Origin of the sequence: Rhabdaerophilum calidifontis, from assembly GCF_008641065.1 — a bacterium.
GTDB classification, from domain to species: Bacteria; Pseudomonadota; Alphaproteobacteria; order Rhizobiales; family Beijerinckiaceae; genus Rhabdaerophilum; species Rhabdaerophilum calidifontis.
Genome location: NZ_VTRS01000001.1, coordinates 360,371 through 373,772, shown reverse-complemented (window position 1 = coordinate 373,772; position 13,402 = coordinate 360,371). Strand labels below are relative to the sequence as shown.

13 protein-coding genes and 1 pseudogene are annotated in these 13,402 nt (G+C 69.0%); 6 read left to right on the top strand and 8 right to left on the bottom strand.

All coding sequences use genetic code 11. The annotated features are described in order from the left end of the window. Nucleotides 1–47: 47 nt before the first annotated feature. Together FWJ24_RS01760 and FWJ24_RS01755 are read left to right on the top strand one after the other, a co-directional pair. Nucleotides 48–1,136 (top strand): annotated as a pseudogene (locus FWJ24_RS01760) (pyridoxal phosphate-dependent aminotransferase); the annotation flags it as partial. Nucleotides 1,137–1,243: 107 nt separating this feature from the next. Next, nucleotides 1,244–2,185 carry a prephenate/arogenate dehydrogenase family protein gene (locus FWJ24_RS01755; protein ID WP_150286050.1) on the top strand — a complete coding sequence of 314 codons (942 nt, stop codon included), beginning with the start codon at nucleotides 1,244–1,246 and terminating at the stop codon, nucleotides 2,183–2,185. On the opposite strand, the gene FWJ24_RS01750 is transcribed toward FWJ24_RS01755, so the two are convergent. After that, nucleotides 2,179–3,210, bottom strand: a complete 1,032-nt coding sequence (locus FWJ24_RS01750; RefSeq protein ID WP_150286049.1) for a DUF2125 domain-containing protein — start codon at nucleotides 3,208–3,210, stop codon at nucleotides 2,179–2,181. The genes FWJ24_RS01755 and FWJ24_RS01750 overlap by 7 nt on opposite strands. Before the next feature lie 45 nt (nucleotides 3,211–3,255). Here FWJ24_RS01750 and FWJ24_RS01745 point away from each other — a divergent pair, with 45 nt between their 5' ends. Beyond that, entirely contained in the window at nucleotides 3,256–3,858 is a 603-nt protein-coding gene (locus tag FWJ24_RS01745; RefSeq protein WP_150286048.1) for a gamma-glutamylcyclotransferase, read from the top strand. Here FWJ24_RS01745 and FWJ24_RS01740 read toward each other — a convergent pair. From FWJ24_RS01740 to ftsE, 4 genes are all read right to left on the bottom strand, one after another. Next, nucleotides 3,801–4,568 carry a lysophospholipid acyltransferase family protein gene (locus FWJ24_RS01740; protein WP_150286047.1) on the bottom strand — a complete coding sequence of 256 codons (768 nt, stop codon included), beginning with the start codon at nucleotides 4,566–4,568 and terminating at the stop codon, nucleotides 3,801–3,803. The two genes, FWJ24_RS01745 and FWJ24_RS01740, sit on opposite strands and share 58 nt — an antisense overlap. Before the next feature lie 83 nt (nucleotides 4,569–4,651). Beyond that, nucleotides 4,652–5,245 (bottom strand): YdcF family protein, encoded by a 594-nt coding sequence (locus FWJ24_RS01735; protein ID WP_206110765.1) that lies wholly within the window; start codon nucleotides 5,243–5,245, stop codon nucleotides 4,652–4,654. A 35-nt stretch (nucleotides 5,246–5,280) separates the two neighbouring features. Continuing rightward, nucleotides 5,281–6,279: a cell division protein FtsX gene (locus FWJ24_RS01730; protein ID WP_246155469.1), complete on the bottom strand. Its 999-nt coding sequence runs from the start codon at nucleotides 6,277–6,279 to the stop codon at nucleotides 5,281–5,283. Beyond that, nucleotides 6,272–6,988, bottom strand: a complete 717-nt coding sequence (gene ftsE / locus FWJ24_RS01725; protein ID WP_150286045.1) for a cell division ATP-binding protein FtsE — start codon at nucleotides 6,986–6,988, stop codon at nucleotides 6,272–6,274. The genes FWJ24_RS01730 and ftsE overlap by 8 nt, the downstream gene beginning before the upstream one ends. A gap of 77 nt (nucleotides 6,989–7,065) precedes the next feature. Between ftsE and FWJ24_RS01720 the strand changes: the two genes are divergently transcribed. From FWJ24_RS01720 to FWJ24_RS01710, 3 genes are read left to right on the top strand one after another with little or no spacing between them, the layout of a single operon-like run. Beyond that, nucleotides 7,066–8,130, top strand: coding sequence for a zinc-ribbon domain-containing protein (locus FWJ24_RS01720; RefSeq protein ID WP_150286044.1), 1,065 nt, complete (start codon nucleotides 7,066–7,068; stop codon nucleotides 8,128–8,130). 26 nt (nucleotides 8,131–8,156) lie between these two features. Then, nucleotides 8,157–8,723: a hypoxanthine phosphoribosyltransferase gene (gene hpt / locus FWJ24_RS01715; protein ID WP_425468885.1), complete on the top strand. Its 567-nt coding sequence runs from the start codon at nucleotides 8,157–8,159 to the stop codon at nucleotides 8,721–8,723. A gap of 12 nt (nucleotides 8,724–8,735) precedes the next feature. Continuing rightward, nucleotides 8,736–9,110 carry a response regulator gene (locus tag FWJ24_RS01710; RefSeq protein ID WP_150286043.1) on the top strand — a complete coding sequence of 125 codons (375 nt, stop codon included), beginning with the start codon at nucleotides 8,736–8,738 and terminating at the stop codon, nucleotides 9,108–9,110. Nucleotides 9,111–9,150: 40 nt separating this feature from the next. Here the strand turns inward: FWJ24_RS01710 and FWJ24_RS01705 are convergent, their stop codons facing one another. The 3 genes from FWJ24_RS01705 to clpB form a co-directional block, all read right to left on the bottom strand. Beyond that, nucleotides 9,151–9,657, bottom strand: a complete 507-nt coding sequence (locus FWJ24_RS01705; RefSeq protein ID WP_150286042.1) for a TspO/MBR family protein — start codon at nucleotides 9,655–9,657, stop codon at nucleotides 9,151–9,153. Between the two features lie 58 nt (nucleotides 9,658–9,715). Then, nucleotides 9,716–10,591: a DMT family transporter gene (locus FWJ24_RS01700; protein ID WP_166443549.1), complete on the bottom strand. Its 876-nt coding sequence runs from the start codon at nucleotides 10,589–10,591 to the stop codon at nucleotides 9,716–9,718. A gap of 121 nt (nucleotides 10,592–10,712) precedes the next feature. Next, nucleotides 10,713–13,343: an ATP-dependent chaperone ClpB gene (gene clpB, locus FWJ24_RS01695; RefSeq protein WP_150286040.1), complete on the bottom strand. Its 2,631-nt coding sequence runs from the start codon at nucleotides 13,341–13,343 to the stop codon at nucleotides 10,713–10,715. Nucleotides 13,344–13,402 lie beyond the last annotated feature (59 nt).

Here is a 13,402-nt window from a genome sequence, read left to right as displayed (position 1 = left end):
TCGTTTGTCCCGGGCCGGCGGGCTTCTCCGGCAGATCGGAGTCGCCCGTGCCCGCCCCGCAACCCCGCCCCGGCATTCTCGCGATCGAGGCCTATATCCCCGGCAAATCCAAGGCGCCGGCGGGGGTCACGCTCCACAAGCTCTCCTCGAACGAGACCCCGCTCGGCCCTTCGCCCGCCGCCATCACCGCCTATCGCGACGCGGCCACGCATCTCGAACGCTATCCGGACGGCTCGGCCGAACGGCTCCGCGCCGCCATCGCCGGCCGCTACGGGCTCGATCCCGCGCGGATCCTCTGCGGCGCCGGCTCGGACGAATTGCTCTCGCTCGTCGCCAATGCCTATCTCGGTGCCGGCGACGAAGGCGTCTACAGCGAGCATGGTTTCCTCGTCTACCGGATCGCGATCCTCGCCGCCGGCGCAACACCCGTCATCGCCAAGGAGACCGGTCTCACCGCCGATGTCGATGCCCTGCTCGCCGCGATCACCCCGCGGACCCGAATCGTCTTTCTCGCCAACCCCAACAACCCGACGGGAACCTATCTCCCGTTCGAGGCGGTGAAGCGGCTCCATGCCGGGCTGCCCCCGCATGTCCTGCTGGTGCTCGACGCCGCCTATGCCGAATATGTCCGCCGCAACGATTATGCCTCGGGACTCGAACTCGTCGCGACGAGCGACAATGTCGTGATGACCCGGACCTTCTCGAAGATCCACGGCCTTGCCGGGCTGCGGATCGGCTGGCTCTACGGCCCGCCGGCGATCGTCGACATCCTCAACCGCATCCGCGGGCCGTTCAATGTCAGCGCGCCGGCGATCGCCGCCGGCATCGCCGCAATGGAGGATCGCGCGCATGAGGAGCGCGCCGTCGCCCACAACGCGCTCTGGCTCGGCCGGATGACCGCCGCGCTTCAAGCGCTGGGCCTCGTCGTCACGCCCTCGGTCGGCAATTTCCTGCTGATCCATTTCCCGGACGCCGACGGCCGCCGCGCGCCGGATGCCGACGCCTTCCTGACCGAGCGCGGCGTGATCCTCCGGCGCATGGAAGCCTATGGCCTGCCGAACGCGCTGCGGCTGACCATCGGCTCCGAGGCCGCCAATGCCGCCGTGATCGAGGGGCTGGCGCTGTTCCTCGGCGACAAGACCGCCCCGGACGTCCATCTCCACCCGGTGGCCGCCGGCAGCGAGACCGCCTTCGACGCGGTTCTCGAACGCGCGCTCGCCCTGCTCGGCAAGGCCTTGCCCTGATGCCGGGCTTCGACCGGCTCGCGATCATCGGCATGGGGCTGATCGGCTCGTCGATCGCGCGCGCCGCACGCAAGGCCGGCTGCGCCGGCACGATCGTCGCCATCGATCGCGACCGGGGGGTGATCGAGCGCGTCGTGGAACTCGGCATCGCCGATACGGCGACGACCGACGCCGCCCAAGGGGTCCGCGATGCGGATTGCGTCATCCTCTGCGTGCCCGTGATGGCGAATGCGGCGCTTGCGGCGCTGATCGGGCCGCATCTCGCGGCCGGCGCGCTCGTTTCCGATGTCGGCTCGGTCAAGGGTGCCGTGGTGCGCGATGTCGCGCCGCATCTGCCGGAGGGCGTGCATTTCGTGCCCGCGCATCCGGTGGCGGGCACCGAGCATTCCGGCCCCGATGCCGGTTTCGCGGAACTCTTCGTCCGGCGCTGGTCGATCCTCACCCCGCCGGAAGGCACCGATCCGGCGGCGATCGCGCGGATACGGCGGTTCTGGGAGGCGCTCGGCGCCAATGTCGAGATCATGACGCCGGATCATCACGATCTCGTCCTCGCCATCACCTCGCATGTGCCCCATCTCATCGCCTACAACATCGTCGGCACCGCCGCGGATATGGAGAGGGTCACCCAGAGTGAGGTGATCAAGTTCTCCGCCGGCGGCTTCCGCGATTTCACGCGCATCGCCGCCTCCGATCCGACGATGTGGCGGGATGTGTTTCTCACCAACCGGGAGGCAGTGCTCGAAATGCTCGGCCGCTTCAACGAGGATCTGCTGGCGCTCCAGCGCATGATCCGCTGGGGCGACGGCGACGGATTGCACGCGCTCTTCACCCGCACGCGCGCGATCCGGCGCGGCATCATCGCCTCGGGGCAGGAAACCGCGGCACCCGATTTCGGCCGCCCGCACGGCGCGTTGCCGCCGCCCCCCGACGAGGCTCAGTAGAGCGGCGCCAGCGTCGCGATCGGGAACGGGCCGTAACGCAACACACCGTCCTGGAAGGCGAGCACGACCGGGATCCCCTGTCCGCCGCCGCCGAGCCGGCCGAGAATGCCGCCGACATCGAGCCCGCCGCGCCGGGCGAAGCGGCTCGTCAGCGCCTCGAGCCCACGCGCGCGGCCCTGGAGATTGCCCTCGAGCCGATGCGCCGCGTCGAGGCCGATCTCGCCCGCCAGATCGATATTCGCCGCTCCCTTCTCCGCCTTGAGGACCAGAACGCGCGCCCGGTTGCCGCGCTGGCGCCATTCATCGAGCACCGCGTGCCAGCGCCGTGCCGGATCGACCAGCAAGCCCGGCGCCCGCGCCTGGATCTCCAGGCGCAGCGGATCCGGCGTGCCCGTCAATTCGTCGAGCGGCGCAACCGCGAGGTCCGAGACGAGGCCGGCGAAATCCGTGCCCGCCCCATCTCCCGGCGAGGGACGGAGATGGAATTGCACCGCGCGCGCAGCCGCCTTCATCGGGCGCTGCTCACCGAAGCCGAAGGAAAGGCGCGGCTCCAGCATCTCGAACGACATCTCGCCGATCGCGCCGCTGCCGAGGCGGAAACTCGCCCGCGCGCTCTTCCAGTTCAGGTCGCCGTCGCCCTGGCGTAGCGTGCTCGTGAAGGGGCCGGTGAAAGTCGCGATCACATGCTCCGGCGCGGCAAGCCGGGCATGGAGAATCAAGCCGCCGAGCCGCATCTCGTTCCTGAGTCCGTCCTGCCCGCGCATCACCAGCTGCGGCCGGGTGCAGGAGAGTTCGATCCGGAACGGGAAGCCGCCGACCCGCCGGTCGGGGCAGAGCCAGTCGCGGCCGCGCTCGGCTTCGCGCGCGACGAAGGCGTCGGCGAACCGGTCGACACGCCGCGCGCCGTAGACCCAGGCGGCGATCCAGGCGAGCGAGACCACCACCAGCAGGGCGAAGGGCGCGTAGAGGCCGATGCGGCGCAGCGGCTTTCGCGCCGGGTGCGGCGTTGCATCCCCATCGGTCATTGGTGTACTCCGCCTTGGCCTGATCCTTGCGGGCGATGCGCCGTCATGTCGGATACCGTGCCGCTTCCCTCGCCGTCAATCTCGTCCCCGCAGGCCGGGCCGCCGCCCGCCGCGGAGGAATTCTGGGTATTCGGCTACGGCTCGCTGATGTGGCGGCCCGGCTTCGCCTATGTCGAGCGGGTGCCGGCCTTGCTGAAGGGCGTGCATCGGGCACTCTGCGTCTATTCGACCCGCTATCGCGGCACGCCGGAAACACCCGGCCTGGTGCTCGGGCTCGATCATGGCGGCTCATGTCACGGCATCGCCTTCCGCGTCGCCGCCGAGCACGCCGCCGCCACGCGGGCCTACCTCACCGAGCGCGAGATGGTCACGCATGTCTACCGCGAGGTGATGCGACCCATCCGTCTCCAGGACGGGCGGCGCGTGCCGGCGCTCGCCTATGTCGTCGATCGCCGACACCGGCAATATGCCGGCGGGCTCGCCCGCGAGGATCTGGTCGCGATCATCCGGCGTGGCCACGGCCAGAGCGGCCCCTGCCGCGAATATGTGCTCAACACGCTCGCCGCGCTCGCCGAACTCGGCATCGAGGATCACGCGCTGGCCTGGCTGGCGCCAGCGCTGCGGGAGGCCGATTCCTCCGGCCGGTAGCCCGCCTCGGCGAGCAGCCGATTGGTATTGGTCTCGATGGTCTCCTGGAGCCGGGCGAAAAACTGGTCGGGGTCGAGCCCGGGAGGGATCGGGTCGAGAAATTCGACGAGGATCGGCCGCGGATAATGCAGCAGCGTGTTGCGCGGCCAGGCGAGGCCCGACGTCATCGCCACCGGCAGGCAGGGCACCCCAAGCGCGGCATAGAGCCGGGCGACGCCGTATTTGTAATCCGGCGGCGCCCCCACCTTGCGGCGCGTGCCTTCGGGAAAGATGATGATCTGCCGCCCCTCTGCAATCGCGGCCTTGGCGTGCACCATCATCTTGGCGAGCGCCGCCACCCGCTGGCCGCGATCGATCGGGATCTGCCGCGCCTTGATCAGATGCCAGCCGAACAGCGGCACACGCAGCAATTCGCGCTTGAGAATATAGGTCGGCAATTCGACATGATAGGCGAGCGCCATCGTCTCCCAGGCGGAATGATGCTTCGCCGCCACGAGGCAGGCGCCCTTCGGGATCCGCTCGACCCCGCGGAACTCGACCGGCGCGCCGGTGATCGCGCGGTGCAGCCAGAGGCTCGTCCGCGCCCAGCCATGGGCGAACTTGATCATGAACCGCGAGGGCAGCGGCCAGGCGAGCATCGCGGCGAGGAACCACAGCGTGCAATTCGCATAGAAGGCGGCCTGGAACAGGATCGATCGGAGAACGAGCATCGCGCGGGCGATTTCCTTCGGAAGGGTGGAGGCTGGCCGCCCTCCTTGCCCGATCGCGCCCGACGGAACAAGTCCACCGGACGCTACCGCCCCGGCAGCCCGAGCGTCACGCGCAGCGAGGCCGCCCAGTATTTCACGAATTCGAGGGCGAGGATGCGGATCAGAGCCGGCTCCTGCCACCAGCGCCGGATGCGCGACGCCTCCGGCACCACGGGATAGGGATGGATCAGGACGGCCGGCATCGCCGCCTCGAATTCGAGCCGCGCGCGCGGAAGATGGTAGCTAGCCGTGACGAGAACCAGCGAACGGAAATCGTTGGCCGCCACCCAGCGCCGGGTTTCCAGCGCGTTCTCGTAGGTGTTCCGGGCCTGGAAATCGAGATCGACGCAGCAATCGAACAGCGCGGCGCGTGCCGCATGCTGACGCTTGAGCATCTCGGTCGGCACCCCGGCATGGACCCCGGAAATGAACAGGCGCCGGCCCTTGCCGCGTTCGAGAAGGGCGAGCCCGTCGCTGATCCGGTCCGCCCCGCCGGTCAGCACGACGATGCCGTCCGCGGCCGCGACATCGCCGCGCTCCTGTCGGTCGAGCGAATGCGCGAACAGCGCGACGCCGATCCCCGACAGCACCACGACCAGCAGCCCGACACGCACGAAAACGCGCAGGAAGCGCAGCATGGGCGGCCGCGCGCCAGGGATGGGGGAGCGCGCCGTCATTCCTGGCCGCTCAGCGTTCGGTAGACGGTCATCCGCGAGACGATGGCGGTGACGGCCGAGACGACAAGGCCGATCGCCGCAACGGACAGATAGCCCGCCGCCGGCAGGCTGAACCGTCCGAACAGCGCCTCGACCTGCTCCGCGCCGGGCGTCGTCGCGAAATGCTGCGCGGAAAGCGAGAACATGAGGTAGAACAGGATCGCAAGCACCCCGCCGACCGCGGCGCCCCTGAGCCCGAGGCGCAGGAAATGCCGCTGGAACTGCCCGGCGATGTAGGAATCCTCGGCCCCGACGAGATGCAGCACGTCGATGATCTGCGCCGTGCCGGCCATGGCGCCGCGCGTCGCGAAAGCCACCGCGAGCCCGGTCGCCGTCAGCACCAGCGCGAGGATCGCGAGGCCGATCAGCACCGCCGTGTCCGCCATGGTCTTCAGCCGGCCGAGCCAGAGCCGGTGATCGTCGAGCCCGGCATTCGGCACCCGCTCGGCAAGATCGGCCTTGAGCCGCGTAAAATCCGGCGCCGCGCCGGCGGCGAGCTTCAGCACCACCAGCCGGGGCACTGGCAATTCGCTGAGGTCGAGCCCAGCACCGAGCCAGGGCTCGAGCAGCTTCTCGCCCTCGCTCCGTGCGAATACCCGCACCGCCTCCACGCCGCGCGTGCGGCCGGCGAGGTCGGCGGCGAGCCGCACATCGGCCTCGATATCGCGGCCGGGAACCGGCCGGATCTGCAGCGTGATCTCCCGTGCCAGAGCGCCGGACCAATCCGCCGAGGCATCGGCGACGAGATGCACCGCGCCGGCCGTGAGCCCAGCGAGAAAGGTCATGATGGCGATGACGAGCACCAGCGCCCGCCCGGCGATGGACCTGGCCGGCAGGATCGGCCCGCCGCCGGCATCCCGGCCGCCCAGCCGTTCCGCGAGGCCACGCAGCAGCCGCCCGGCGCGGTCCGCGACCGGCTCGGCGGCTTCGGCGGAAGAGGGCGCGGCCTCAATCATAGATATGCAGATGCCCTTCCGCGAGCACGAGGCGGCGCGCATCGACGAGATCCATCAGCGGCAGATCATGCGTCGCGATCACCACGGCGGTTCCCGTGCGGTTGAGTTCGATGAACAGCCGGAGCAGGCGGCGTGCCAGCGAGGGATCGACATTGCCCGTCGGTTCGTCGGCGAGCAGCAGCGCCGGCTGGGCGATCAGCGCCCGCGCGATCGCCGCACGCTGCTTCTCGCCCCCGGAGAGGATCACCGGCGGCACATGCATCCTGTCCCCCAGCCCCACCCAGCGCAGCAATTCGATCACCTCGGCGCGGTAGCTCGCCTCCTCGCGGCCCTGCACGACCAGCGGCAGCGCGACATTCTCATAGGTCGTCAGGTGATCGAGCAGCCGGAAATCCTGGAAGACGATGCCCATACGCCGGCGCAGATGCGCGAGTTCGCCCTTGGAAAGCCCGGCGACATTCTGCCCGAACAGCCGGACGCGGCCGCGCGTCGGCCGCAAGGTCTGGAGGATGAGCCGCAGCAGGGTTGTCTTGCCGGCGCCGGACGGGCCGGTCAGAAACTGGAAGGAATGCGAATGGATCGAGAAATTGACATCGCGCAGGATCTCGGCGCCGATCCCGTAGCGCAGGCCGACATTCTCGAAGCGCACAAGCTCGGAGAGCGCCTCCTCTCCGGTGGAGGGGGCGGCATGTTCAACGTCCGGCTGCATCGATCTCCCGGTTTCCACCAAGGCTTTACCCGCCCTTAACGCTCTTGAGGGAGGAATAGCAGGGGGGCACGCATGCCGTGAACCCCTTGCTATCGCTCGAGCCGCAGAACCGCGACATGGCGCTGATCCGCTGTCCGAATTGTGACACACTCCACGATCTCGACGGGGCGCTGTTCGCGGAGGGGCCGCGCAGGGTCCGCTGCGCCACCTGTCGCACGGTCTGGGAAGCGGACGATCCGATGCGCGATGCCGGGCCGATCAATCCGCTCGCCAATCTCGCGATCAATGCCGGCGCGGCACGCTATGCGCCGCCACCCGCCGCAGAACCCCTGGACACGCGCGAGCCCCTGCAGGCACTCGAAACCCAGGGTGCGGGCGGCGACCAGGCTGTGCCCGCCTCCCAGGAGGCTGGCGGCGATATCTCGCCCGAGGAACTCGAAGCACTGTTCGCCGAGGAGACGGCCGGCAGCAGCGGCGAATCGGTGCCGGCCGCTTCCGCTCCTGCCGACGCGCCGCCCGCCGAGACCTCCGCGCTGGAAGACCTGCCCGCCTTCGACGCCGAATCGCTCGCGCGCGATCAGGATGCCGCCATCGCCTCCGCCAGCGAGGACGCCACCGTCGAAGCGCGCGCCCGCCGGCGCGAGAAGCGTCTGCGCGCCACCGACGCGCATCACCGCCCGATCGAGAAGCCGTCGCGGTTCCGCCCCATCGCCGCCATGGCCATGGCCGCCGGGCTGGGCACTTTCGCAACACTCGTCGCGCTGCGCCACGAAACCGTGCGGCTGGTGCCGGAAACCGCGCCGCTCTTCGAGGCGTTCGGGCTCGGGATCACCCCGCGCGGGCTCGATATCCGCGATGTCCATGGCCGTCTCGTCGCCGAGGAGAACCGCGAGACGCTGGAGATTACCGGCACGATCGTCAACCCGACCCGGCAGCCGATGAAGATTCCGGTCCTCCGGCTCTCGATCCGCAACCAGGCCGGTCAGGACATCTATGTCTGGACCGCGACGGCCGATCAGCCGGAACTGGCGCCGGGCGAGACCACGCAGTTCCGGCGCCGACTCGCGAGCCCGCCCGCGGAATCCTTCTCGGTCATGGTGCGATTCGTCGCGAAAGACGATATCGTCGCCGCGATCCGCTGAGTGCGCGGAGCCGACAGGAGCATCGCTTGACCACCAAGATTGCCGAGGAGCCGGGCGACATCGCCGGCGCGCACCGGATCCATGTCCTGTTCGACGCGGCCGAGATCGCCGCGCGCGTCGAAACCCTCGCGGCCGAGATCCGCGACGCGGCGCCGGTCGACCTGCTCGTCGTCGCCATCCTGCGCGGGAGCTTCATCTTCGCCGCCGATCTTCTGCGGGCGCTGCACCGCGCCGGGCTGGCGCCGAGCGTCGAGTTCATGCAGCTCGCAAGCTACCATTCCGGCATGTCCTCCTCGGGGCAGGTGACGATCGTCAAGGATATCGACAACCATGTCGAGAATCGCGACGTGCTGATCATCGACGACATCCTCGAATCCGGCCGGACGCTTGCCTTCGCCAAGGATCTGCTCGCCGCGCGGGGCGCCCGGCGGGTGATGAGCGCCGTGCTGATCGAGAAACCGGTGCCGCGCGCGGTGCAGTTCGAGGCGGATTTCATCGGCTTCGAGGCGCCCGATCATTTTCTCGTCGGCTATGGCATGGATGTCGCGCATAAATTCCGCGAATTGCCCTATGTCGGGATCATCGAGAACTGAGGGCCGGGAAGCATGGCGCGCATCCTGCTGGTCGACGACGAATCCTCCGTGCGCGAGCCGCTGGCCCGTGCACTCCGCCTCGACGGCCATGCCGTGACCGAGGCCAGCGACGGCGCCGAGGCGCTCGAATGCTTCCTCGCCGCCGAGCCCGCCTTCCAGATGATGGTCTCGGATATCCGCATGCCGGTGATGGATGGCATCGCGCTGACGCTCAAGATCGCCGCCGAGCGGCCAGGCTTCCCGATCGTGCTGATGACCGGCTATGCCGAACAGCGCGAGCGCGCGCGCGAATTGCAGGGCCTGGTCGAGGATGTGCTGACCAAGCCCTTCCCGCTCGCCGAGTTCCGCGCCGCGATCCGGGCGGTCGTCGAGGCGCGCGGGCTCTGAGCGCGCCCGTAAGGCGATCCCGCTCCGCAATCGCCCCGCATCACGGGTTGAGGATCACGATCGCGCCGTTCAGCACCATCGCGAAGCCGACCCAGGCAAGATAGGGCGTGAGCGCATAGGCCGCTGCCGGGTCGATCGGCCGGAAATGGCGGATGGTCAGCGCCACCGCGATGAAGAGCAGCGCGACGACGACCATGCCCGCGAGCGGCGCGCGCAGGCCGAAAAAGGCATAGGACCAGGCGACATTGAGCAGCATCTGGCCGGCAAAGGCGAGAATCGCATCGCGCTTTGGTCCGGCCTCGGGCCGGGCGCGCAGGATGCGCCAGAACGACAGCGCCATCAGCGCGAAGAGAAAGGTCCAGACCAGGGGAAAGACGATGTTCGGCGGCGTGAACACCGGCTTCTGGAGCGCCGCATACCAGCTGCCGAGCGCCGGGGCCGTCACCATCGAGCCGAGCATGCTCGCGATCACCGACGGCAGCAGAGCCGGCACGAGCAACGCCAGCGAACGCGGCGCGAAGGCGGGGTGAAGATGGGGGTCGCGCATGGTCGGATCCTCGAGATCGGCGAAGCGGGTGGGCTGACGATGGCCGGTCCCGCCCGATTCACGGCCGCGTGGCAAGGTAGACGCCGAGCGCCGCCACCGCCATGGCCGCCATCTGCAACGGGTTCAGCGTCTCGCCGAACATGAAATAGGCCTCGATCGCCGCCGTGGGAGGGATCAGATAGATCAAGGCCGCGACTTTCGACACCGCGCCGCGGCGGATCATGATCAGCATCAGCCAGATGGCGCCGATCGACAGCGGGATGACCGACCAGGCAAGCGCGATCCAGATCTCCGGCCTGTTCTCGATCCGGAGCGGCTCCAGCAGCAGGGCCGCCGGCAGCGTCGCCAGGAAGGCGCCGGCATATTGCAGCGCCGAGACGACGCGCAGGTCCCCGGTGGCGATGAAACGCTTCTGGTAGAAGGTGCCGAGCGTCACCGCCAGCATCGCCAGCGCGTTGATCAGCAGCGGCAGGATCAGCCCATCGAGCCCGCCGGTTCCCATGAGCTTCGGCGCGATGACGCCGAGCACCCCGAGGAAGCCGAGGACGATCCCCGCGAACTGGAGCGGACGGACGCGCTCGCCGGCGAGATGCGGGGCGAGGGCGGCGGTCATCAGCGGCTGGACCGCGGCGATCAGCGCCGAGATCCCGGCCGGCAGCCCGTGTTTCACCGCCCACCATACCCCGCCGAGATAAAGCGCATGCAGGAACACCCCGCTCGCCAGCGCATGGCCGTAGCCGGCGCGGCGCGCCGGCCATTCCGCCCTTGCGGCCAGCGCGATCAGCGCCATCAGCACGAAGGCGCAGGCATAGCGCAGGGTGAGAAAGGTCAGCGGATCGGCGAAGGGCGCGGCGTATTTCGCGACGATCCAGCCGGTCGACCAGATCAGGACGAAGATCGCGGGCGCAACCGCGATGAGCGACAGGGCTGGCAAGGCAGGATCCGGCAGGTTGGCCGGCAAGGCCGGCGCGGAGGAAGCGGGGCCATGCCCCGCTCCCTTCCTATCCGAGGCACGCTACCCCGGAAACCCCGCCCCCTGTCAGGCTTTGTCAGGGTTAGTTGAGCCGGGTCCCCGCCGGCGGCGCTTCGAACCCGGCGCCGATGACCCGATTGCCCACCGCGAGCCCGCCATCCCGCACCGTCACCGGCACCGTCTCGCCGTCGCGGATCTCCCCGGACAGGATGAGATTGGCGAGCGGATCCTGAAGGCTCTTCTGGATCACGCGCTTGAGCGGGCGCGCGCCATAGGCGGGATCGTAACCGCGTTCGGCGAGCCAGTCGCGCGCCGCATCGTCGAGCGTGATCGTGATCTTGCGCTCCTCGAGCAGCTTGGCGAGCCGGCCGATCTGGATATCGACGATCGCACCGATATCGGCGCGCTTAAGGCGCTGGAACAGCACGATCTCGTCGATCCGGTTGAGGAATTCCGGCCGGAAATGCCCGCGCACCATCGCCATCACGTCGTTCCGCGCGGCATCCACCCCCTGCTCCTCGCCGAGCGCGACCAGGAATTCCGCGCCGAGATTGGAGGTCATGATGATCAATGTGTTGCGGAAATCGACCGTGCGGCCCTGCCCGTCGGTCAGCCGCCCGTCGTCGAGCACCTGGAGGAGCACGTTGAACACATCCGGATGCGCCTTCTCGATCTCGTCGAACAGCACGACCTGGTAGGGCCGGCGCCGCACCGCCTCGGTCAGCGCGCCGCCTTCCTCATAGCCGACATAGCCCGGAGGCGCGCCGATGAGCCGGGCGACCGAATGCTTCTCCATGAATTCGCTCATGTCGATGCGCACGAGCGCGCTGTCATCATCGAACAGGAAGGCGGCAAGCGCCTTGGTCAGTTCGGTCTTGCCGACACCGGTGGGGCCGAGGAACATGAACGAGCCGATCGGCCGGTTCGGATCCTGCAATCCGGCGCGGGCGCGGCGGACGGCGGTAGACACGGCCTCGACCGCCTCGCGCTGCCCGACGACGCGGCGACCAAGCTCCGCCTCCATGCGCAGCAGCTTTTCGCGCTCGCCTTCCAGCATCTTGTCGACCGGGATTCCGGTCCAGCGCGAGACGACCTGGGCGATATTGTCCGGCGTGACCGCCTCGGAGACGATGGCGCCATTGCCGCCGCCGGCGCCTGCCGCCTCGATCTCCTTGAGCCGCTTCTCGAGCGCCGGGATGATGCCATAGGCGAGTTCGCCCGCGCGCTGGAATTCGCCCTGGCGCTGCGCCTGTTCGAGCTGGGTGCGCGCCTGTTCGAGTTCGCCCTTGAGCTTCTGCGCTTCGCCCAGCTTGTCCTTCTCGGCCTTCCAGGCTGCCGTCAGCGCGGTCGAGCGCTCTTCGAGTTCGGCGAGTTCCGCCGTCAGCTTCACCAGCCGGTCCTTGGATGCGGCATCGGTCTCGCGCTTCAGCGCCTCCTGCTCGATCCGGAGCCGGATGATCTCGCGATCGATGCTGTCCAGTTCCTCCGGCTTCGAATCGACCTGCATGCGCAGCCGCGCCGCGGCCTCGTCCACGAGGTCGATCGCCTTGTCAGGCAGGAAGCGGTCGGTGATGTAGCGGTTCGAAAGCGTCGCGGCGGCGACAAGCGCCGAATCGGTGATGCGCACGCCGTGATGGAGCTCGTATTTCTCCTTCAGCCCGCGTAGGATCGAGATCGCGTCCTCGATTGTCGGCTCGCTCACGAAGACGGGCTGGAAGCGCCGGGCGAGCGCCGCGTCCTTCTCGACATGCTTGCGATATTCGTCGAGCGTGGTCGCGCCGACGCAATGCAGTTCGCCGCGCGCCAGCGCGGGCTTCAGGAGATTCGAGGCATCCATCGCCCCGTCGGCCTTGCCGGCGCCGACCAGCGTATGCATCTCGTCGATGAACAGGATCACCCCGCCCTCGGCCGCCTGCACCTCCTGCAGCACGCCCTTGAGCCGCTCCTCGAACTCGCCGCGATATTTCGCGCCGGCGATCAGCGCACCCATGTCGAGCGCCATCAGCGCCTTGTCCTTCAGGCTCTCGGGCACGTCGCCGTTGACGATCCGCAGCGCCAGCCCCTCGACGATCGCGGTCTTGCCGACGCCCGGCTCGCCGATCAGCACCGGGTTGTTCTTCGTGCGCCGCGACAGGACCTGGATCGTGCGGCGGATCTCCTCGTCGCGGCCGATGACGGGGTCAAGCTTGCCCTCGCGTGCCGCTTCGGTGAGGTCGCGGGCGAATTTCTTGAGGCTGTCATAGGCGTTCTCGGCGGTTGCCGTATCCGCCGTGCGCCCCTTGCGGATCGCCTCGATCGCGCTGTTGAGGTTCTGCGGCGTCACGCCCGCCGCGGCAAGCGCCTTGCCGGCCGGATTGTCCTTCTCGAGCGCCAGCGCAAGCAGCAGCCGCTCGACGGTGACGAAGGAATCCTTCGCCTTCTCCGCCGCCTTCTCGGCGGTGTCGAATACCCGCGCCAGCGCCGGCGTGAGATAGAGTCCGGACGCCCCCTCGACCTTCGGGAGCTTCGCGAGCGCGGCATCGGCCGCCCGCCGCGCCTCGGCCGAGCGCCCGCCGGCGCGATCGATCAGCCCGGCCGCCGCGCCCTGCTCGTCGTCGAGCAGCGCCTTGAGCAGGTGCTCGGGCGAGAATTGCTGGTGCCCCTCGCGCAGGGCGATGGTCTGCGCGGCCTGGATGAACCCACGGGCGCGTTCGGTGTATTTCTCGGTGTTCATGCTCTTCCCTTCCACGAGGCGAAGTTGCGGATCCCGCACGGCGGCAATCCGACCACGCT